The organism is Prauserella isguenensis (genome assembly GCF_014191605.1).
Classification (GTDB): Bacteria; Actinomycetota; Actinomycetes; order Mycobacteriales; family Pseudonocardiaceae; genus Prauserella; species Prauserella isguenensis.
Genome location: NZ_JACHWU010000003.1, coordinates 79,886 through 101,121 on the forward strand (window position 1 = coordinate 79,886; position 21,236 = coordinate 101,121).

19 protein-coding genes and 1 pseudogene are annotated in these 21,236 nt (G+C 69.6%); 10 read left to right on the forward strand and 10 right to left on the reverse strand.

Annotated features, from left to right (window positions below):
• Positions 1–7: 7 nt before the first annotated feature.
• Positions 8–1,210 (reverse strand): RsbRD N-terminal domain-containing protein, encoded by a 1,203-nt coding sequence (locus FHS23_RS23750; protein WP_183654160.1) that lies wholly within the window; start codon positions 1,208–1,210, stop codon positions 8–10.
• 127 nt (positions 1,211–1,337) lie between these two features.
• On the opposite strand from FHS23_RS23750, the gene FHS23_RS13120 reads away from it, so the two are divergent.
• From FHS23_RS13120 to FHS23_RS13145, 6 genes are read left to right on the forward strand one after another with little or no spacing between them, the layout of a single operon-like run.
• Positions 1,338–2,834, forward strand: a complete 1,497-nt coding sequence (locus tag FHS23_RS13120) for a long-chain-fatty-acid--CoA ligase (RefSeq protein ID WP_183654163.1) — start codon at positions 1,338–1,340, stop codon at positions 2,832–2,834.
• Between the two features lie 35 nt (positions 2,835–2,869).
• Positions 2,870–4,075 (forward strand): ABC transporter substrate-binding protein, encoded by a 1,206-nt coding sequence (locus tag FHS23_RS13125; RefSeq protein WP_183654166.1) that lies wholly within the window; start codon positions 2,870–2,872, stop codon positions 4,073–4,075.
• Positions 4,076–4,124: 49 nt separating this feature from the next.
• Positions 4,125–4,991: a branched-chain amino acid ABC transporter permease gene (locus tag FHS23_RS13130; protein ID WP_183654169.1), complete on the forward strand. Its 867-nt coding sequence runs from the start codon at positions 4,125–4,127 to the stop codon at positions 4,989–4,991.
• Positions 4,988–6,025 carry a branched-chain amino acid ABC transporter permease gene (locus FHS23_RS13135; RefSeq protein ID WP_183654172.1) on the forward strand — a complete coding sequence of 346 codons (1,038 nt, stop codon included), beginning with the start codon at positions 4,988–4,990 and terminating at the stop codon, positions 6,023–6,025. The genes FHS23_RS13130 and FHS23_RS13135 overlap by 4 nt, the downstream gene beginning before the upstream one ends.
• A complete protein-coding gene (locus FHS23_RS13140) occupies positions 6,022–6,804 on the forward strand; it encodes an ATP-binding cassette domain-containing protein (RefSeq protein ID WP_183654175.1) in 783 nt (260 codons plus the stop codon). Before FHS23_RS13135 ends, FHS23_RS13140 begins: the two co-directional genes overlap by 4 nt.
• Positions 6,804–7,511 carry an ABC transporter ATP-binding protein gene (locus FHS23_RS13145; RefSeq protein ID WP_183654178.1) on the forward strand — a complete coding sequence of 236 codons (708 nt, stop codon included), beginning with the start codon at positions 6,804–6,806 and terminating at the stop codon, positions 7,509–7,511. Before FHS23_RS13140 ends, FHS23_RS13145 begins: the two co-directional genes overlap by 1 nt.
• 44 nt (positions 7,512–7,555) lie before the next feature.
• Here the strand turns inward: FHS23_RS13145 and FHS23_RS13150 are convergent, their stop codons facing one another.
• From FHS23_RS13150 to FHS23_RS13160, 4 genes and pseudogenes are all read right to left on the reverse strand, one after another.
• Entirely contained in the window at positions 7,556–8,176 is a 621-nt protein-coding gene (locus FHS23_RS13150) for an IMPACT family protein (RefSeq protein ID WP_183654181.1), read from the reverse strand.
• Positions 8,177–8,216: 40 nt separating this feature from the next.
• Positions 8,217–8,441, reverse strand: a complete 225-nt coding sequence (locus tag FHS23_RS23755) for a hypothetical protein (RefSeq protein ID WP_343054010.1) — start codon at positions 8,439–8,441, stop codon at positions 8,217–8,219.
• 49 nt (positions 8,442–8,490) lie between these two features.
• Positions 8,491–8,856, reverse strand: a pseudogene (locus FHS23_RS23760) (trimeric intracellular cation channel family protein); the annotation flags it as partial.
• Positions 8,857–9,226: 370 nt separating this feature from the next.
• Entirely contained in the window at positions 9,227–10,141 is a 915-nt protein-coding gene (locus FHS23_RS13160; RefSeq protein WP_183654184.1) for an AraC family transcriptional regulator, read from the reverse strand.
• Positions 10,142–10,330: 189 nt separating this feature from the next.
• Here FHS23_RS13160 and FHS23_RS13165 point away from each other — a divergent pair, with 189 nt between their 5' ends.
• Both FHS23_RS13165 and FHS23_RS13170 read left to right on the forward strand, forming a co-directional pair.
• Positions 10,331–10,927 carry a flavin reductase family protein gene (locus tag FHS23_RS13165; RefSeq protein WP_183654187.1) on the forward strand — a complete coding sequence of 199 codons (597 nt, stop codon included), beginning with the start codon at positions 10,331–10,333 and terminating at the stop codon, positions 10,925–10,927.
• A 140-nt stretch (positions 10,928–11,067) separates the two neighbouring features.
• A complete protein-coding gene (locus tag FHS23_RS13170) occupies positions 11,068–12,546 on the forward strand; it encodes a 4-hydroxyphenylacetate 3-hydroxylase family protein (protein WP_246382226.1) in 1,479 nt (492 codons plus the stop codon).
• A 116-nt stretch (positions 12,547–12,662) separates the two neighbouring features.
• Here the strand turns inward: FHS23_RS13170 and FHS23_RS13175 are convergent, their stop codons facing one another.
• The 5 genes from FHS23_RS13175 to FHS23_RS13195 all read right to left on the reverse strand — a co-directional run bounded on the left by FHS23_RS13175 (position 12,663) and on the right by FHS23_RS13195 (position 18,595).
• Positions 12,663–15,023: a xanthine dehydrogenase family protein molybdopterin-binding subunit gene (locus tag FHS23_RS13175; RefSeq protein ID WP_183654193.1), complete on the reverse strand. Its 2,361-nt coding sequence runs from the start codon at positions 15,021–15,023 to the stop codon at positions 12,663–12,665.
• 98 nt (positions 15,024–15,121) lie between these two features.
• Positions 15,122–16,465 (reverse strand): acetyl-CoA carboxylase biotin carboxylase subunit, encoded by a 1,344-nt coding sequence (locus tag FHS23_RS13180; RefSeq protein ID WP_183654197.1) that lies wholly within the window; start codon positions 16,463–16,465, stop codon positions 15,122–15,124.
• Positions 16,462–16,701 (reverse strand): acetyl-CoA carboxylase, encoded by a 240-nt coding sequence (locus tag FHS23_RS13185; protein ID WP_183654199.1) that lies wholly within the window; start codon positions 16,699–16,701, stop codon positions 16,462–16,464. The genes FHS23_RS13180 and FHS23_RS13185 overlap by 4 nt, the downstream gene beginning before the upstream one ends.
• Before the next feature lie 17 nt (positions 16,702–16,718).
• On the reverse strand, positions 16,719–17,696 hold the full coding sequence (locus FHS23_RS13190; RefSeq protein WP_183654202.1) for a 5-oxoprolinase subunit C family protein: 978 nt from the start codon (positions 17,694–17,696) through the stop codon (positions 16,719–16,721).
• Positions 17,693–18,595 carry a 5-oxoprolinase subunit B family protein gene (locus FHS23_RS13195; RefSeq protein WP_183654216.1) on the reverse strand — a complete coding sequence of 301 codons (903 nt, stop codon included), beginning with the start codon at positions 18,593–18,595 and terminating at the stop codon, positions 17,693–17,695. The genes FHS23_RS13190 and FHS23_RS13195 overlap by 4 nt, the downstream gene beginning before the upstream one ends.
• Positions 18,596–18,715: 120 nt before the next feature.
• Between FHS23_RS13195 and FHS23_RS13200 the strand changes: the two genes are divergently transcribed.
• Entirely contained in the window at positions 18,716–20,158 is a 1,443-nt protein-coding gene (locus tag FHS23_RS13200) for a PucR family transcriptional regulator (RefSeq protein WP_183654218.1), read from the forward strand.
• A 199-nt stretch (positions 20,159–20,357) separates the two neighbouring features.
• Entirely contained in the window at positions 20,358–21,128 is a 771-nt protein-coding gene (locus FHS23_RS13205; protein ID WP_183654221.1) for a LamB/YcsF family protein, read from the forward strand.
• Positions 21,129–21,236 lie beyond the last annotated feature (108 nt).

Genomic DNA, 21,236 nt, shown 5'->3' on the forward strand with positions numbered 1-21,236 from the left:
ATGCGGTTCAGCCGCGCACCTGTTCGGGCAGGAGCCTCACCGTCTCCCGTGCGAGATACAGCCGCGTGAGGTCACCGGGATTGCGCGGGTCTCGACCGGTCAACTGGGCGAGCTTGTTGAGCCGGTAACGGACCGTGTTCTGGTGGCAGTGAAGCCTGCACCCGGCCTCCGCCGCCGACCCCTCCGCGTCGAACCACGCCTGCAGCGTGTCCAAAAGCACGCTCTGTTCGTCGGCAGGCAGGTCGAGCAGCTTGTCGAGCGTGTCCCGGGCGAGCCCGGTGCTCAGTTCGGGAGCGGCGGTGACGAGCGCGGCGACCCGGGCCTCGTCGAACCGCATGACGACGTTGGTGCCGGGGGTCGCGGCGTCGCGGGCCATGAGTGCCTCGGTGACCGCGTGCGGCGTCGCCACGATCGACTCGAACACATCGCTCATCCCGGCACGGCCCGTCGTGATCGTGGCCAGGTAGCGGTTGAGGCGGTCTGCCCGGTACGTCTTGGTCAAGGCGACCAGTCCGAGTTCACTGTCGGCCTCCGAACGCCACACCGACCGCACGCCGAGTGAACTGAGCGCGCGCTCGACGGACACGGCGGATCCGTCGCGTTCCATCGACCTCGGGTCGGAGGCCACGACGACGAACCGCCCGACCTTCGGCAGCCGCAACGCGTCGGCGACCTCGGCCGGCCCCTGCCCGGTGGTCGTGACGCCGCTGAAGAGCGCGGCGAGCGCCGCCTCCCGCAACCGGGAGTCGTTGAAGAGCCGCTCGGTCTCGACATCCTGGTACGCGGTGGTCAGCGCCTGCGCGGACAGGTCGAGCGAGTTCCACAGCACCGAGGCCGACCCGAGGAGTGCCTGACTGGCCTCGGGGTCGGGACGACAGCGGTGGACGAGTTCGTGCCACATGTGCCGGGTGCCGATCCGGTAGGCGTGCAGGACGGCGGCGAGCGGGACGCCGTGCTCGGCCCGTTGCCTGCCGGTGCGGCGCGAGACGCTCGGCTGGTTCGCCTCGTTCTGGATCACGTTCTGCAGGCCGACGATGACGTTCGGGTGGACGGCATCGGCGAGTTGCTGCGTGGACATGTAATCGACGTAATAGGGCTCGTCGACACGGATCAGCCGGGCGATCTCCAGCGTGAGCGTGTCCAGGTCGTCGAGGAGCAGTTCACAGGCGGTCACAACGCGCGCATCCGCGGTGGTGCTGTCACTGGTCACGGGACCTCCTTGTCGCCGAGCACAAACATCCGGTTCGGACGTGAGTCCGGTCACTATGGCTGAACCGGGCGAGCTGGACAAACCTTGGTCGTCACGACATCCCGCACGCCTGAGGACCGGAGCTGCGATGAATCTGGCCGCGAACCTGGAGCGCACCTCCCGGTTCCATGCGCGCGGAGCGGCCCTGGTCCTCGGTTCCGAGGTCGTGAGTTACCGGGAACTCGACCGGCAGAGCAGGTGCGTCGCCGGATTCCTCGCTGCGAAGGGGCTGCGCGCGGGCGATCGCGTGGCGCTCATGCTGCCCAACGTGCTGGAGTTCGCCCCGCTGTACTACGGCATCCTCCGGGCCGGTGCGATCGCGGTGCCGTTGAGCCCCGACCTCACCGGCCCCGACGTGGACTTCTACCTCACCGACTCCGGGGCCCGTGTGCTGTTCACCTGGCAGCCGGACACCGCGGGCGGCGCACCGCTGCCCTGCCGCGACGATGTCCAGACCGTCGCCGTGGCACCGGGCGCACTCGATTCGCTGTTCGGCTGCCGTCGTCCGCTCGAGGGCGTTGCGGCACGCGAACCCGCCGACACTGCGGTGATCCTCTACACCTCGGGTGCGACGGCCCGCCCGAAGGGAGTGGCACTCAGTCACGAGAACCTCGTGCACAACACCGACGTCGTGGCGCGGGAACTCGTGGAGCTGGGCCCCGACGACGTCGTGTTCGGAGCACTGCCGCTGTTCCACTGTTTCGGTCAGACCACGGCGCTCAACGCCGCGGTGCGCGCGGGCGCCTGCCTCGCGCTCCTCCCCCGGTTCGACGCGGGCGAGGCCCTCGAGACGGTGCAGCGCACCGGCGTCACCGTCATGCCCGCGGTTCCCACGATGTACGTCGGTCTGCTGAACCACCCGGCACGCGACGACGTCGACGCGAGCACGCTGCGGTTGTGCACCTCGGGCGGCTCCGCGCTGCCGGTGGAGGTCCTGCTCGAGTTCGAGCGCACGTTCGGCTGCGTGGTACTGGAAGGCTACGGGCTCTCCGAAACCTCGCCGGTGGCGACGTTCAACCGCACCGAGCGGCGGCGGGTCGGCTCCGTCGGCACCCCGCTGCCCGATGTCGAACTGCGCATCGTCGACGAGGCCGGCCGCGCCGTGGCCGACGGCGAGTCCGGCGAGATCACGGTCCGCGGCCACAACGTCATGACGGGCTACTGGAACCGCCCGGACGCGACCGCCGCGGCGATGCCCGACGGGTGGCTGCGCACCGGAGACATCGGGCGCCGGGACGAGGACGGATTCTTCTACCTCGTCGACCGGAAACAGGAACTGATCGTCCACGCGGGCCACACCGTGTACCCGCGCGAGATCGAGGAAGCACTGTACGAACACCCCGCCGTCCTCGAAGCGGCCGTCGTCGGAGTCCCGGACCCGAGGACGGGCCACGAGGTCGTCGCCCTGGTGACCCTGTGCCCGGGACGTTCCGTCGGAGGCGAGGAAATCCGCACGTACGTCAAGGGCAGGGTCGCGGCCGCGGGCTTTCCGCGGCACGTCGAGATCGTTTCCGAACTCCCCAAGTCCTCGACCGGAAAGATCCTCAAACGCGAGATCACGTTCGAGGTCGCGATGCGAGATTGACAACCGGATCCGCCCCATTTCAAAGGAGAAATGACATGGCACCGACACGAGCGATTCGACCGGCCACGACCGTCGCCGCGGCACTATGCACGGGTGTGCTGCTGGCGACCAGCGCCTGCGGCGGTGCCGGCGGTAGCGACTCCGACACCATCGTCATCGGCTATTCGGGGCCGTTGAGCGGTGGCGCGGCCGCGTACGGCAAGAACATCCAGAGCGGTCTGCAACTGGCGATCGGCGACCTCAACGAGGCGGGCGTCACCGTCGACGGCCAGGAGTACCAGGTGCAATTGCAGTCGCTCGACGACCAGTACGCCCCCGACGCCGCCGCGACCAACGCCCAGCGGCTGGCCGAACAGGACGACGCGGCCGTCGTATTCATCCCGCACGCCGGGGGAATCCAGGCGGCGCAGGAACTCAACTCCAGCCGCACCGAATTCCTGTTGGGCGCCTACAGTTCCGATCCGAAGATCGTCGAACAGGGCAACGAGCTGACGATGATGATCCCGCCGAGCTTCACGAGCTACGCGAAACCGTTCGTCGACAAGCTCACCGAGGACGGCCAGAGCAGGCTCGGACTGCTGGGCACGTCCAGCGAGTACGGCCAGGAGTGGACGAAGCTCGTGTCCGACGAGTGGAACAGCCGCGGTGGCCGGGTGCTCACCGACAACAGCATCGACTACGCCACCGTCTCCGACTTCGCCGGTCCGGTGTCCCGAACCCTCGCCGAGAACCCCGACGTCATCTTCCTGGGCGGACCGTCCCAGCCGACCGCGGTGATCATCGAGGAGGCGCGCAGGCAGGGCTACGAGGGTTCGTTCCTCATCATGGACCAGGCGAAGTTCGAGGAAATGGAGAAGTTCACCGATCCGGCGAACCTCAACGACTCCATCGGTGTCAAGCCCGTGCGCGACTACGACGACCCGGGAACCGACGACCTGATCGACAACTACGCCGACGAGGTCACCAAGGAACGGCCGGTGACCAGTGAGGTGGCGCTGAACTACCAGGCGGCCGCCATCGTCGTCACCGCCATGCAGCAGGCGGGCAGCATCGACGACCCCACCGCGATTCGCGAAGCCCTTCCCGACGCGCTCGGCCGGGTCGACGAGCGCTTCCACGTTTCCGGGTTCCCGACGGAGATCACCGACGCGGGCCACCTGCGCAACGCCGACCTCGAGGCCGCCTACCGCACGCCGGAGGGCGAGTACGAGTACCTCTCCATCGACCAGCCCGACGAGTGATCGCCGCGACGGTACCCGTGGCCTGCCGACGACCCTCCAAGGACGGCATATGACCCTGTTCATCCAACAGCTGTTCGACGGCCTGGCACTCGGCGGTGTGTACTGCCTGGCCGCCATCGGGCTGACCCTGATATTCGGCGTCCTGCGGATCCCGAACCTCGCCCACGGCGCGCTGTACATGCTGGGCGCCTACGTCACCTACTTCTTCCTCGTGACGGTGGGTGTGCCCTACGTAGCCGCGATCGGCCTCGCCGCCGTTGTACTCGCCCTCATCGGCGTACTGCTGGAACGGCTCGTGTTCCACCCGCTGCGCAACGCCCCGCACACCCATCACATGATCGCCGCGGTCGGCGCGATGTTCTTCTTCCAGGCCGTCGCGCAAGCCCTCTGGGGAGCCGATTTCCGGCGCATGGACTCGCCGATCAGCGGCAGTGTGACGATCTTCGGTGCCCAGATCTCGTGGCAGCGGATCGTCATCGTCGGCACCGCGGTGATCGTGCTGGCACTGCTGACGTGGTTCATCAAACGGTCGATCCACGGGCAGACCATCGAGGCGATCGAGCAGGACCGCACCGGTTCCTCGCTCGTGGGGATCAGTCCCAGCCGGGTCTCGATGCTCACCTTCGGTCTCGCCGCGGCTCTCGCCACGGTCGCGGCGGGACTCGTGGCGCCCATCAACCTGCTGTCACCCACGATGGGCGACGCGCTCAGCCTCAAGGTGTTCGCGATCATCATCCTGGGCGGCCTCGGTTCGCTGCCCGGAGCGGTCGTGGGCGGGTTCGCCCTCGCCCTGGCCGAAGTGATGACGTCCACCTATGTCTCGGCCGCAGCCGGCGAGGGCATCGCGTTCGTCGTCATCGTGCTCGTACTGGCGATCCGGCCGACCGGACTCTTCGCAAGGGCGGTGCAACGATGACCACCACGTTCTCCCCGCAACGGTTCGGCACCCTCCTCGTGGCGCTCGCGTTGCTCCTGGCACCGCTGACACTGGGCGGCGAGGAGTACGTGCTGCGCGTGCTGACCGTCGGCGCGACCTATGCGATCGCCGTCTACGGCATGAACCTCATCCTCGGCCTCACTGGGCAGTTGTCCCTGGCGCACGGCGGTTTCTTCGGCATCGGCGTGTACGTCGTGGGCCTGTTGACCACCGACTACGACTGGGCGTTCTGGCCGTCGCTCGCGGTCGCGGTGACCGCCACGGCCGTCGGCGGCTACGTGGCCGGCGTCGTGGCGCTGCGCACCCACGAGGAGTACTTCGCCATCTTCACCATGGCGATGGGCTTCATCATCTTCCTCGTGATCAGCCGTTGGGAGTCGGTGACGCACGCCCACTCCGGTGTCAGCGGCGTGAAGTTCCCCGAGGGCTTCGGCGCCTTCGACTTCTCCGAGCCGACCGTGATGTACTACCTGGTCCTGTTGTTCCTGCTCGGCGCCGCGTACGTGACGTACGCCGTCCGCCGGTCGGGCATCGGCCGCACGCTCGTCGCGATCCGGACCTCGGAGGACCTGGCGCGCTCGATCGGCGTCAACGTCGGGTTGAACAAGCAGCTCGCCTTCGCCGCATCGACCACGTTGGCCGGGCTGGGCGGAGGCCTGTTCGCCGCGGTTCAGGGATTCGTCGGGCCGAGCGCCGCCGGGATCGACCTCACCTTCGAGATGCTCATGTTCATCCTCGTCGGCGGTCTGGGCACGGTGCTGGGGCCGGTGGTCGGCACGTTCCTCGTGCTGTTCCTGTTCGAGTTCTTCCAGGATTTCGAGGCCTACCGTTTCCTCGTCCTGGGGCCGATCATCGTCGTGCTGGTGATCTTCGCCCCGCGCGGCATCGTCGGCTATCTCAACCAGTTCGTCGGCAGGGTGCGTTCCCGCGGTGCGAACGGTTCCCGGAACCCCGGCGGACCGCGGGGCGACCGGCAGGCGGAGACCACCACCGACGTGAAGGAGGCGTTGTGACCCTGCTCGAAGTGCGCGGTCTCGGCAAGCATTTCTCCGGGCTGCACGCCGTCGACGACGTCGACCTCGACATCGCCGAGGGCCGGATCACCGCCATCATCGGCCCGAACGGCGCCGGCAAGTCGACGGTGTTCAATCTGCTCGCGGGGTTCTACCGGCCGACGTCGGGCACGGTGCGGTTCCGCGACCGCGACATCACCGGGATGAGCCCGCACCGCACCGTGGCCCACGGCATCGCCCGCACGTTCCAGACCACGAAGCTGTTCGAGGACGCGACGGTTCTGGACAACGTGCTGTCGGGCCGGATCGTGCGCTCCCGGTCGACGGCGTTCGACGCTGTCCTCCGGACGCCACGGCACCGCCGGGAGGAGCGACTCAACCTCGAGAAGGCCATGGCCGCCCTCGAATTCGCCGGCATAGCCGGGTATCGCGACGAGATCGCCGCGAGTGTGCCGCAGGAGGTGCAGAAGCGCGTGTCCATCGCGTTGGCATTGGCCACCGAACCGGAGTTGCTGCTCCTGGACGAGCCCGCCGCGGGCCTCACCGAGGAGGAGACCGTCGGGTTCGCCCAGTTGATCCGGGACATCGTCGCCGACGGCGTCACCGTCGGGCTGGTCGAGCACCGGATGTCGATGGTGATGAGCCTGGCCGACCACATCCTGGTGCTCGACCACGGCAAGGAGATCGCCTCGGGGGCTCCGGCGGCGATCCGGACCGATCCGCAGGTGATCGAGGCGTACCTGGGCGCCGACCACACGGATCAGGAAGGTGCTGGCTGATGTTGACCGTGCGCGGGTTGTCCGCGGGATACGACGCCGTCGACGTGCTGCACGCGGTCGACATCACCGCCCGGGGCGGTGAGCTCACCGTCGTGCTCGGGGCCAACGGGTCCGGCAAGACGACGATGTTCCGCGCCATCAGCGGGATCGTACGGCCCAGTGCGGGCGACATCGAGTTCGACGGCAGACGGCTGCCCGGGTTGGCGGCCGACCGTATCGTCAAAGCGGGTGTGGCGCACTGTCCCGAGGGGCGGCACCTGTTCGCCAAGATGCCGGTGGAGAAGAACCTCCTGCTCGGCGGTTACGTCCGCAGGCATGACCAGCGCCGGGTGCGGCAGCTGCTCGGGCGCGTCTACGAACTGTTCCCCGTGCTGTACGACAAGCGGCGGAATCCGGCCGGCACGTTGTCCGGCGGCCAGCAGCAGATGGTCGCGATCGGCAGGGCGCTGATGTCGGATCCGAGTCTGCTGATCCTCGACGAACCGTCCATGGGGTTGGCTCCGCTGGTCACCGCGCAGGTGCTGGACGTGGTCGCGCAGATCAACCGCGACGGCATCGGCGTGCTGCTCGCCGAGCAGAACGCCCAGGCCGCGCTGCGTATCGCGCACCACGGGTTCGTACTCGCCGAGGGACGCGTCGTGCTGTCGGGCACGGCCGCCGACCTGCTCGACGACCCGGACGTGCGCGAGGCCTACCTCGGCCTGTAGCACCGCAGGTCCGTCGTGCGGGTCGAGGACAGGGCCTGCGACGGTCACGGCAGGTAGAGGTCGCGCGGGCCGGCGTCGACGGCCTCGATCCCACCACCGGAGTGTTCGGCGAGCCACTCCTCGAACCGTGCCGGGTCGGTGACCGCGACCGTGAAGGTGACGTCCGAGCCGTAGTCGGTGTCGCGCAGCAGGTACGGCGAGTTGCGCAGGTCGTGTTCGATCCGTCCGGCACGGTCGTGCGGCACGGACACCAGCAGTTCGTGGTGGCGGACCCGGCGCAGCGTGCCGACGTGATCGAGCGTCTCGGCCAGCACACCGGAGTAGGCGCGGATCAGACCTCCCGCGCCGAGTTTCGTCCCGCCGAACCATCGGGAGACGACGGCGACGACGTCGGTCAGGCCACGCCGGGTCAGGACCTCCAACATGGGTGCGCCGGCGGTGCCACCGGGTTCGCCGTCGTCGTTGCTGCGTGCGACCAGATTGCCGGTGTCCGGGTCCCCGATCCGGAGCGCCGTACAGTGATGGGTGGCGTCCGGGCCGTCCTTGCGGACGCGGGCGATCACCGCCGTGGCCGCGTCGACGTCGCCGACCCGCGCGACGACACAGCGGAACCGGGATCGCTGTATGTCGACCTCGTGTTCGCCGTCCCGCGCAATGACACCCATCCCGGCGAGTGTAGGCGACCCCGGTCGGACGGCTCGTCCGTCAGCCGCGCTCGTCGCGGCGGCCCGGCGGGGCCGGTGCCTGCAGACCGAAGTGGACACCGGCCATGCGGACCGTGAAGCACACGCCGACGGCCGCCAGCGCCGCCCACACGCCGTAGACGTCCGCCCGGATCGTGACGACCGTGACCGCGGCGCCGAGGAGGGCAGGGATGGCGTACAGATCGCTCTGCAACACCGACGGCACCCGGCGGACCCAGCGTGTCACGGATGGTGCCGCCTCCCACCGCCGTGACGCCGCCCAGCAGGATCGCCGGGGTGACGTCGAGTCCGGCCTCGAGCGCGGTGCTGGCGCCGATGACGGCGAACGTACTCAGCCCGACGGCGTCCAGCACGTTGATGGGCGTCTCCAACCGGTCCAGCCACTGGCTCAGCGCGAACGCCGCCAACCCGCCACCGCCCGCGGTTGCCAGGTACGGCCACTCCCGGAACGCCGTGGGCGGCACGGCCCCGATCAGCACGTCGCGCATGATCCCGCCGCCGAGGGCCGTGATCACCCCGAGGGTGACGACGCCCACGATGTCCAGTCGGGCCGCGCGTACCGCCGTCAGCGCGCCGTTGAGCGCGAACGCGAACGTGCCGGTGAAATCCAGCGCCAACAACAACGGTGGTGCGGTCGCCATACCGGGAATCCTTCGTCCGAGCGCTCACCGGCCCGCCGCCGGCTCCCGACGACCGTAGGCCATGCGCCGACGACCGGCAGCCGCGCCGCCCCCGTCTCCACCAGGCATTCGAGGTGTCGTTGATGGCCGCCGTCGTTCCGACCGTCGTCGCCGTGTCCATCGGCATCGAACCGGGGCACCTGCCCGGCTCGGACCCGGTCTGCTCGTACGCGGCCGGGAACGTTGCTGGATCGACCTTCGACGCAGGCACGGACTCGGATTCCCGCAACGGGCTCAGAGTCGGCGCGGAATCGGTGGGCGGCCCCTGCCGCACACCCGAACGGAGCTTGGCCGGTGAGCCGGCCAGGCGGTACGTGCCGGCCGCCTGCGCTCAGCGGCGCAGGGTCGCCGACGGGCTGACGCCGAACTCCCGGCGGTACGCCGCCGCGAAACGGCCCAGGTGCATGAAACCCCACCGGGTGGCCCCGTCCGCCACGGTATCCACGCGGTCGTGCAACAAGTCCTCATGCACCCGCCGCAACCGGATCCGGCGGAGCGCCTCGGTGGGCGTCTCGCCCCGGTAGCGTTGGAAACTCTGCTGCACCCGCCGGATGCCCACGCCGGCACAACGCGCGATGTCGGCCGAGCCCCACTCGCGCGCCGGATCGGCATCCATCGCTTCGACCACCCGCGACACGATCCGCGGGCAGACGTCCCCGGTTTCCGGTTCCGCCGGAAAGCACGCGGTGACGAACGCCGCGGTGAGCGTGGCGGCCAGGCGCTCCCGCACCGCCCGGCGCGCGACCAGCTCAGGAGACCGCAGGCTCTGCGCGCCGATCGAGGTGAGCAGCGCCAGCCAGGCCTGCGCGCCCTCGGTGCGCAGGTCCAGTTGGGCCGGCATGTGCTGAGCGCCGAGCCCGACGAGCGCGGTGACCTCGTCGGCGAGGTAGTCGGCGTCGATCCGCATGCCGAGAATGGAACAGTCGGCCGACCAGCGGCTCATGACGGTCTGCGTGTCGGGCGGGCAGACCGTGGCCTGCCCTTCGAGCGACAGCACGGACCGGCCACTGACCCGGGCGTCGAGCAGTCCGCTCCGCGGCACGTTCACGGCCCAGCCACCGGGGTGGTCCGAGCGCACCCTCACCTCGGCGCCCCACCCGATGCGGGTCAGCCGCACGGGCCCCAGCTCGACCATGCGCAGTTCCGCGAAGCCGGCGCCGTCGCGGAGCACGGTGAGCTCGTGGGGGAAGTAGGCGTCGGCCACATCCGCGGAGAAGTCCGGCAGTTCCTCCGCTGACGTCGCCATGCGACCAGCGTCCATGACACCTCCCACGACGTCGTGATCCAAGCCACGATACATGGCGCTTCGGGTAGCGGACAGCGGCTGCGTCGAGCGGATCGTCGCAGCGCACGAACCCGCCTACCGTTAGCGGCCCACGACACGACAACCACCGCACGAGGGCGTCACACGCCCGGACCCGCCGCTGGAGGCCCGATGGACCCGAAGACGCTGAGGACGACCTTCGGCCGCTTCGCCACCGGCGTCACCGTGATCACCTGCCGGTCGAGCGACGGCGAACCGCACGGCGCGACTGTCACGGCGTTCATGCCGGTCTCGCTCGACCCGCCGCTCATCACGGTCGCCCTGACCCGCACCTCACGGGCCTGCACGTACCTCGACGACGCCCCGTTCGCCGTCAACGTGCTCGCCGCCGATCAGATCGACGTCGCCATGAACTTCGCCGGCAGACCGTCCACCGCCCCGATCCGGTGGGCGCCCGGCCCCACGGCGCCGATACTGGCCGGCACTGCCGCGACGCTGTCCTGCAGGCCCTATCGCACCGACGACGGCGGTGACCACCTGCTGTTCCTGGGCGAGGTCGTCAGCGCGGAGACCACGGCCCACCCGCCGCTGCTGTTCGCCGACAGCACCTTCGTCGAAGTCGGCCGTCCCGCCGCCGAAGCCGTCTGGGCCGGCTCGTTCGACGATCCGCACTCCGGCTGGTTCGACGCCGCCTGCGACTTCACGCCGATATCCGCCCGTCCGGCACCACACGTCGCCGGAGTCGGCCCGGCCGACGTCCGTCCGTAACCGCCTACACCCGAGTCTCGAAGGAGAGATCGATGACCGACACCACCATCCCGGAGCAGTCCCTCGCCGCCGACCCGCCGACGGTCAACCCGGCCGCGAACTCCGAGGCCAACAACCGCGCCAATTTCGCGGCCAGGCCGATGACCGGCGACGAGTACATCGAAAGCCTCCGCGACGGCCGGGAGATCTACCTCCACGGCGAGCGCGTCGACGACGTCACCACGCACCCGGCGTTCCGCAACCCGGTACGGATGACGGCCCGTCTCTACGACGCGCTGCACACCGGCCCGTACGTCGACGAGCTGACCGCACCGACCGACACCGGCAACGGCGGCGTGACCATGCCGTTCTTCAAGACGCCGACCTCGGCCGCCGACCTGCTCAAGGAGCGGGACGCCATCGCCCGGTGGGCCCGGCTGAGCTACGGCTGGATGGGCCGCTCCCCGGATTACAAGGCCAGCTTCCTCGGCACACTGCACGCCAACCAGGAGCTCTACACGCCCTTCCAGGCCAACGCCGAGCGTTGGTACCGCGAATCGCAGGAGAAGGTCCTCTACTGGAACCACGCCATCATCAACCCACCGGTCGACCGCGACCTGCCGCCGGACGAGGTCGGCGACGTGTACATGAAGGTGGAGGAGGAGACCGACGCCGGGCTGGTCGTCTCGGGCGCCAAGGTCGTCGCCACGGGCTCGGCCATCACCAACTACAACTTCATCGCCCACTACGGCCTGCCGATCAAGAAGAAGCAGTTCGCACTGATCTGCACCGTGCCGATGGACGCCCCCGGCATCAAGCTGATCTGCCGCCCGTCGTACACGGAACAGGCGGCCCGCAACGGCACCCCGTTCGACTACCCGCTTTCGAGCCGGATGGACGAGAACGACACGATCTTCGTGTTCGACCGGGTGCTCGTGCCGTGGGAGAACGTCTTCATGTACGGCGACGTCGACCGCATCAACGCGTTCTTCCCGCAGTCCGGTTTCCTGCCCCGCTTCACCTTCCAAGGCGTCACGCGGCTCGCGGTCAAGCTCGACTTCATCGCCGGCCTGCTGCTCAAAGCGCTCGACGCCACCGGCTCGGGCGGTTTCCGCGGCGTGCAGACCCGCGTCGGCGAGGTCATCGGCTGGCGCAACCTCTTCTGGTCGCTGAGTGAATCCATGGCCCGCGATCCCGAGCCGTGGATCGGCGACGCCGTCATCCCCAAACTCGAGTACGGCCTCACCTACCGCATGTTCATGATGCAGGGCTATCCGCGCGTCAAGGAGATCATCGAACAGGACGTCGCGTCGGGACTGATCTACCTGCCGTCCGGAGCAGCGGATTTCAAGAGCGACGCAGTGCGGCCCTACCTGGACAAGTACGTTCGCGGTTCGAACGGCATCACCGCCGTCGACCGGGTCAAGGTGATGAAGGCGCTCTGGGATTCGATCGGCAGCGAGTTCGGCGGCAGGCACGAACTGTACGAGCGCAACTACTCGGGCAACCACGAGAACGTGAAGGCCGAGCTGCTGTTCGCCGCGCAGAACCGGGGCGGCGTGGCGCAGATGCGCGGCCTGGCCGAGGAGTTCCTCGACGAGTACGACCTCGACGGCTGGACGGTGCCGGACCTGTTCTGACCCGGACACCTCCCGGTCGACACGCGGGATGCCGACCGGGAGGCCCTGCCGCGGGCGGGTCCCGACGTCGGTGACCCGCCCGTGGCACCGGCCGTGGACGTGATCCGGTGCCGGCCTCAGGACGTCGAGCGTGCCCGGTTGATCGCCTCCCACACGCGCCGCGGGGTGGCGGGCATGTCGATGTGGTCCACGCCGAACGGCTGCAGCGCGTCGATGACGGCGTTCACCACCGCGGGAGTCGAGGCGATGGACCCGGATTCGCCCGCTCCCTTGGCGCCGAGCGCGTTCGTCGGCGACGGCGTCACCGTGTGGTCGAGGGTGAAGTCGGGAAGCTCCGGAGCGCCGGGGACGAGATAGTCGGCGAGCGAGGCGCTCATGAGGTTCCCGTCGTCGTCGTACACGGCGTCCTCGTACAGCGCCTGGCCGATCCCCTGCGCGATACCACCGTGCATCTGTCCGTCCACAATGGCTGGGTTGATGACGGTGCCGCAGTCGTCCACGGCGAAGTACTCCGGGATCGTGACCTTGCCCGTGTCGGTGTCGACCTCGACGACGCACACGTGCGTGCCGAAGGGGTAGGTGAAGTTCGGCGGGTCGAAGAACTGCTCCTCCGAGAGGCCCGGCTCCATCCCCTCCGGCAGGTCCGCGGCCAGGTATGCGGCCCCTGCGACCTCCTGAATCGTCACACTGCTGCCCGACACGCCCGCGACCGAGAAAGCCCCGCCGGAGAACTCCAGATCCTGCTCGGCGGCCTCGAGCATGTGGGCGGCCAGGGTGCGCGCCTTGGACAACACCTTCTCGCACGCCAGATACACCGCCGTGCCGCCGACAGCGGCGCTTCGCGAGCCGTAGGTGTCCAGGCCGTACGGCGCCGACTGGGTGTCGCCGTGCACGACCTCCACGCTGTCCAGGGGAACACCGAGGCCGTCGGCCACGATCTGCGCCCACGTGGTCTCGTGCCCTTGTCCGTGCGGCGAGGTGCCCGTCACCACCTGCACCGCGCCCGTGGACAACATGCGCACGCTCGCCATCTCCCAACCGGGCGCGCCGAGCCGCAGCGCCGCGGTCATCTTCGACGGCGACAGCCCGCCGTTCTCGGTGTAACTGCACAGTCCGATCCCGAGCTGGACCCGGTCACCCGCCTCGCGCCGGCGCCGCTGCTCGGTACGCAACCGCTCGTAGCCCGCCAACTCGAGGACCTTATCGAGCGCGACCTCGTAGTTGCCGGAGTCCATCTCCAGCCCCGCGGGCGTGGTGGCGCCGTCGTCGAACGGCGGATGGTAGTTCCGCCTCCGCACCTCGGCCGGGTCCATCCCGAGCGTGCGCGCGAGGGCGTCCATCGCTCGCTCCACGCCGTAGATTCCCTCGGTGCGCCCGGCACCACGGTAGGAATCGGTCGGGGTCTTGTTCGTGAACACGCCCTTGCACTCGATCGCGAACGAACCGAACGAGTACACGCCGGGGAAGATGAATGCGCTGAGCAGAGGGATTCCCGGGGTGAGCAGCTGCAGGTAGGCGCCCATGTCGGCGAGGATGCGCACGCGCATGCCCAGCAACGTGCCGTCCTCCCGCGCGGCGAGTTCGACGTACTGGACCTGCCCGCGCCCGTGGGTCATCGTCTGACTGTCCTCGGACCGCGCCGCGACCCATTTGACCGGCACGGACAGCCGCCGCGCCAGAGCGATGGCGATGCACTCCTCGGGATACACGTTGAGCTTGCCGCCGAAGCCGCCGCCGACGTCGGGGGCGACCACGCGCAGATCCTGTTCCGGTACCGAACACACCCCTGCCAGCACACTGCGGAGGATGTGCGGGATCTGCGTCGAGGAGTGCAGCGTGAAACCCCGCCCCGTGGGCTCCGGGGTGACCACGACCGCCCGATCCTCGAGCGGTGTCGGCTGCAGACGCTGCTGCACGTACCGCTCGGACACGGTCACGTCGGCGTCGGCGAACGCCCTGTCCACGTCTCCGGTTCCCAGCGACCAGGTGTAGCTTTCGTTGCTTCCGAATCCGTCGTGCACGATCGGCCCGCCCGCGAGACTCTCCTCCACGTCGAGCGTCGGGTCGGCGGGCTCGTAGTCGATGTCGATGTGCTGCAGCGCGTCCTGCGCCGACGCGGCGTCGGTCGCGGCGACCACGGCCACCGCCTCACCCGCGAACCGCACCTGGTCGACGGCGACGGGAAGATGGTCGGGGATCCTGATGTCCTCGGTCACCGGCCAGGCGCACGGGATGCTCGACCACTCGCCCGCAAGGTCTTCGCCGGTGAACACACCGACCACGCCCGGGCACTCCGCCGCTTCGGAGACGTCGATCGACTCGATGCGGGCGCTCGCGAACGGGCTGCGGAGCACCGCGATGTGCACGGTGCCGGGCGGGGCGATGTTGCCGGTCCATCTCCCCTTCCCCGTCAGCAGCTGAGGATCCTCCTTGCGGGGGACCGCGGTTCCCACACTGGGGCGGAGCGTCTCGGTCATGGTTCACCCTCCTGCTACAGCGACGACACCTCGGTTCGAGCGGGGACCGGAGAACCGTTGCGACGGTGTCCACGATGGACACGCGGGAACCGACGCGGCTACGTCGGATCCGGCAACAGTTCCTCCAACCAGCGGGTGTGCACCGCCCCTGCGCGGAGGTCGGGCTCGTCGAGCAACCGCCGGTGCATGGACACGGTCGTGGGCACGCCCTCCACCCGCAGTTCGGTGAGCGCCTGCCTGCCCCGCGCGAGGGCGGTGTCCCGATCCGGTCCGGAGCAGATCAGCTTGGCGATCATCGAGTCGTAGAACGGGCTGATCCGGTCGCCCGCGACGAAACCGGTGTCCACCCGGACCCCCGGGCCACCCGGCAGGTCCAATCTGGACAGGTCGCCCGGGGTCGGTCGGAATCCGTTGTCCGGGTCCTCGGCGTTGATACGCAACTCCACGGCCGCACCGCGGATCCGCACGTCGTCCTGGGAGAAGGAGATCGGCTGTCCTGCCGCGATGCGGAGCTGCTCACTCACCAGGTCCACCCCTGTGACGGCCTCGCTGATGGGATGTTCGACCTGGATCCGGGTGTTCATCTCGATGAAGAAGAACTCCCCCGACGGCGTCAGCAGGAACTCCACCGTTCCCGCGCCCACATAACCGACCTGGCGTGCCAGCCGCACGGCGGCCTCGTTGATGTCGGCCCGTGTCTCGGCCGACAAGCCAGGAGCCGGCGCCTCCTCGATGAGCTTCTGCCGCCGTCGCTGGACCGAACAGTCCCGTTCGTACGTGTGCACCACGTTGCCCGCGTGGTCGGCGAGGATCTGCACCTCGATGTGGCGGGCACCGTCGATGGCACGCTCCAGGTAGACGGTGTCGTCGCTGAACGCCGCCCGAGCCTCGGCCTGCGCGGCGGGCAGGGCGTCGACCAGCTCCTCCCGTGAGGCCACCGGCCGGATGCCCCGACCTCCGCCACCGGCCGCAGCCTTGAGCAGCACCGGGTAACCGACGTCATCGGCCGCCACCAACGCCTCGTCGACGTCGCCGACCGGCCCACTACCGGGGACGATCGGCACGTCGGCCCGCCTCGCCGCCTCGCGTGCGGCGGCCTTGTCACCCATCGTCTCGATGGTCGACACCGACGGGCCGACGAACGTCAGCCCCGCATCGGTGAACTCCTTGACGGCGCCGGGGCGTTCGGACAGGAACCCGTACCCCGGATGCACCGCGTCGGCTCCCGTCTCGCGGGCCGCCTCCACCAGTGCCGCCGAGTTCAGGTACGACTTCGCCGCCGCCGACTTGCCGATGTGCACGGCGCTGCCGGCGAGCTGCACCCACCGGCCCTCCGCATCCGCATCGGAGTACACGGCGACGGTCTCCAGCCCCGCGGCGTGCGCGGCCCGAATGACCCGGACCGCGATCTCGCCCCGGTTGGCCACCAGGACGCGCCTCATGCCTCACCCAGCCGCACGATGTCCTGGCCCACGTCGACCTCGTCGCCGTCCTCCACGAGGAACTCGGCGACCGTCCCCGACGCGTCGGCCTTGACCTCGTTGAACGTCTTCATCACCTCGATCAGGGCGATGGTCTGGCCCTCGCTGATCGACTCTCCGTCGTCGACGTAGGCGGGTTTCTCCGGCGCGGGCCGGCGGTAGAACACCCCCGGCATCTGAGCCTTGATCGTCGTCATGGTTCGCTGCTGCCTCCCTACCGTGCGATCCGACTGCGGACCCGTTCGATCCGCTCGCGGCGGTCCCGCCGGGCCGCCAACGCCGTGTCCAGGTCCACCGAGTTGAATCGCACCGCGTCCCCGGTCTTCGTCTGCGCGATGCGGTCGCGGTCCACGGAGATCACGGTGCCGATCGTCGCGTAGCCGCCGCCGGTCACCGCGTCGTTGAGCAGGACGATCGGCTCGTCCCCGCCCGGAACCTGGATCGAGCCGACCGGGTATCCCAGGTCGACGACGTTGGCCGGGTCGCTGCCCGCTCCGAACGGCTGCTCGCGTTCGGTGAAGTCGAGTTTGCCGCCCCTCAGCCGGTACCCGACCCGGTCGGCGTCCTTGGTGACCTTCCAGTCGGTGCCGAGGAACGAGGCCAGCCCTCCCTCGGTGAGCCGGTAGGAGCACAGGCCGACGACGGTGCGCAGCTCCGCCGTGCCGGTCAGGTCCGGGCGCAGGTCCTCGGGTACCACGGCGCCGTCGCGGCCCGGCCCTTCGGCCGCCCCCAGTGGGAGCGACTCGTCGTCGACGAGCTTGCGGCCCTCGTGCCCGCCGATCCCCGTCAGCGTGTACGTCGACCGCGAGCCGAGGTACACCGGCACGTCGATACCGCCGCTCACCGCGACGTAGGCCCGGCAACCGGCACGGATCATGGCGAATCCCAGCACGTCACCGGAGCGGACGCGGATCGCCGTCCAGGGCTCGACGGGTTCGTCGTTGAGCGTCACCGGAACGTCGGCACCCGTGACGGCGACCAATCGGTCGTCGGTGAACTCCAGCGTCGGGCCGACGTAGGTGCCTTCCAGCACCCCGGCCCCGTCGGGATTGCCCACCAGCATGTTGGCCACCACCGCCGAGTAGGTGTCCATCGCGCCGGACGGCGGCATCCCCATGTGATAGTGACCGAACCGTCCCGTGTCCTGCACGGTCGTGTACAGGCCACCGGCTCGCACCCGCAGCTCGCTCATCGGTACAGCACCTCCAGCAGCTCACGGTTGACCGCGTCGGGGTCGGCCAGCAGCGTCGCCGGCTCGAACTCGACCTCGCGGATCCGGTACCGGAACGTGCCCTTCTCCACTTCGGACCGGGTCGCCTCGAACTCGGCCATGTCGATCGCCCGGTACCGCAGCACGTCGTTCGCCTTGGGGAAGCAGATGTCGTCGGCGAAGTCGGGAAGGCTCTGCGACAGGTCGAACACCGGCGCGGGCGCCATCCCGAACATCTGGTATCCCCCGGCGCCGCGCACCGGATAGACCACCGCGAACGCACCGCCGAACCCGAACGTCCGCTCGGGGGTGTCGGTGCGCGGGCGCACGTACTTGGGTACCTGGATCTGCCGTTCACGGGGAACGAGCTGGTAGCAGAACGGCAGTCCCGGCACGAATCCCAGCATCGTGACGATCCAGGGCGCGCTGGTCATCGCGTCCACCACGCCCTGCACACTGTCGAACCCGTTGATGCGCGCCGCGTACTCGAGGTCGGTCGCGTCGGGGTCCTGGTGACGGTCCCGGAACCGCATGAGCGTCTCGTGGGTCCACGGGTCGTCGAACAACACCGGAACGTCCACCACTCGGGTCTTGAGCACGTAGTCCTCGGGCAGCGTGCCGACAGTGGACTCGAGGCGACGCAGTTCCTCGACCAGTTCCCGCGGGTCGAGCCGGTCGGGGTCGATCTGCACCATGTAGGAGGCGTTGGACGGGCAGATGTCCACGACCCCCTCGATGGCCTCCTGGCGGAGGGCGTTGGTCACGGCCATTCCTGCGAAGTTCGCCTCCAGGCTCATCGCCTGGTCCAGCTCGACGAAGACGAACTCGTCCCCGCCGTACTCGTAGCGCGCAGGTGGCAGTTGGATCTTCTCGGTGGTCATCACCACGCCTCCCAATGTGTCGGCGATCACAACACTGTGCCCGCTGTCGACCCCCGCCGCCAGTGAAACTCTGTACAAATCGGCACCGCGGGACTGGACAGAATGTGGAAAACTGCTGGTATGCCGACGGCGAGCGATCTGACCGGCGACCGCAAACTCGGCCTCACGCTCCGCGCTGGACGTGCCGGTGCCGATCGCCCGATCTCGTGGGTACACGCCAGCGAGCTCGCCGATCCCACGGAGTTCCTCGCCGGTGGCGAGCTGCTGCTGACCACCGGATTCGGACTGCCGGACAGCAGGGAGGGGCAGGCCGCCTACGTCGGCAGGCTCGCCGCAGCCGGGCTGTCCGGACTCGGTTTCGGCATCGAACTCGGCCACGACGAGATCCCTGACCCCCTGCTCGACGCCGCCGACGAGGCCCACCTGCCAGTACTGGAGGTTCCGCACCGGACGCCGTTCATCGAGATCGGCAAGACCGTCTCGCAAGCGCTGGCGGACACCCGCAGTGCCGAGGCCCAGCGATTCGAGGCGACCCGCAACGCCCTCACCACCGCCGCCGTCCACGGCGAGGACCTGGGCGGGCTGATCGGCAGACTCGCCGCCGGCCTCGGCTGCTGGGCCGTACTCCTCGAACCCGACGGGGCCGCGGTCCACGCCGAACCGGCGCACGCGGTCGAGTACGTCCGCGCCTTCGACGCCGATCTCGACCGCCTCCGCGCCGTGCGCCCGCCCTCGAGCATCGGCTCGTCGTCCCGCGACGGGCACGTCGCGGCGCATTCACTGGGCGGCGGGCACAAATTGGCGGGATTCCTCGTCGTCGGCCGGGACCGCGCCTTCACCTCGACCGACCACCACATCACGCACGCCGCGTCGTCGTTGTTGTCGATCGCGTTGACGCGCACCCGGTCCGCAGCCGACGCGCGACTGCGGACCACCGCGCTGAAGCTCCTCCTGACGGGTCACCGCACCGCGTTCGACGAGCTCGCCGGGCCGCTCGGGCTGCGACTTCCCGACGAGCCGGTCGTCGTGCTCGCCGGATCGGGTCACTCGCCCACACTGGTGGACGGCGGCGCCGCGTCGGACCTGCTGGCGGGCGACATCGACGGCGAACTGGTCGCGGTGGCCTCCGCTTCGCAGCACCTGCCCTCCGCCCGTCATCTGGGCGTGTCCCCGGCGACCGGGCTGGACGGACTACCCGGCGCGCACCGGCAGGCCCGGCAGGCGCTCGCCGAGGCCATGCGCCGTGGCGCGGCGGTCGTCCGGTTCGACGACCTCGGCGTCGGACTGCTGCACGACGTCACCGACACGGGTGTCCTCACCCGCGCCGAGGCGATGCTCGGCCCGTTGTACGACCACGACACCCGGCAACGCGGCGAGCTGGTGCGGTCCCTGCGATCCTGGCTCGCCCACCACGGGCACTGGGACCCGGCGGCCGTGGAACTGGGCGTGCACCGGCACACGCTGCGGCACCGCATGACGAAAGTGGCCGCGATCCTCGACTGCGACCTGGACTCACCCGACGTCCGCGCGCAACTCTGGCTGGCGCTGCGGCTGGTCTCCTGAGTAGCCCGTCTCCTGAGTAGCCCGTCTCCTGAGTGGCCCGTCTCCTGAGTGGCCCGTCTCCTGGTGGTTGTCCCGCGACAGCGGACCGCACACCGCGCATTGTCGTGTTCGCGCGGTCAGAATTGGCCAGACCGTCCATTCCCACCCGCCCCTGGCGGGGCCTACCGTTGCCGTTCCCGACGACGTGAAAGGACAGGCCATGAAGACAGTCATCGACCTCAACGCGGATGCGGGCGAGAGCTTCGGCCGCTGGAAGCTCGGGGACGACGCCGCGCTGCTGCCGCAGGTCAGTTCCGTCAACGTCGCCTGTGGCTGGCATGCGGGTGATCCCGGAACCATGCGCCGATCGGTGGAGCTTGCCGTGTCCAACGGTGTCGCGCTCGGTGCGCACCCCGGATTCCCGGACCTGGCAGGCTTCGGCCGCCGCGCCATGGCGATGAGCCCGGCCGAGGCCGCCGACGCCTGTCTCTACCAGTACGGCGCGCTGCGCGCTTTCGCAGCGGAGGCGGGCACGCACGTCGCCCACGTCAAACCGCACGGCGCGCTCTACGGGCTGACGCTGCGCGACCCGGACGTGGCCGCCGCCGTCGCCGGGTCCGTCGCCACGGCCGATCCCGACGTGTTGCTGGTGCTGCTGGCCGGGCCCACCGCGCAGGGTGTGATCGACGCAGGGCACCGCGTCGCGCGGGAGGCGTTCGCCGACCTCGACTACGACGACAACGGCCACATCATCATCGAACCGGTCCCGGAGGCGAAGGATCCGGAGGTGTGCGCCCAGCAGGCCATCGACGTCCTCAACGGCGGGGTGACCTCCGTCAACGGCAAGGCGATCGACGTCGACGCGGACACGATCTGCCTGCACGGCGACCGCCCGAACTCCCCCGACATCGCCAGGGCGATCCGGGCCCGCTTCGACGAGCACGGGGTGCGCACGGCCGCGATGCACGACGTCGTCGCCTCCCGATACTGAGGCCTCCCGATCCCGCCGAGGCCTCCCGATCCCGCTGGCGGCGCACCGCGGCCGGTGACCGCCCGGCGGGCGCCGGCTGTGCGCCGGGGCCGGCCGGCGCACGGGGCG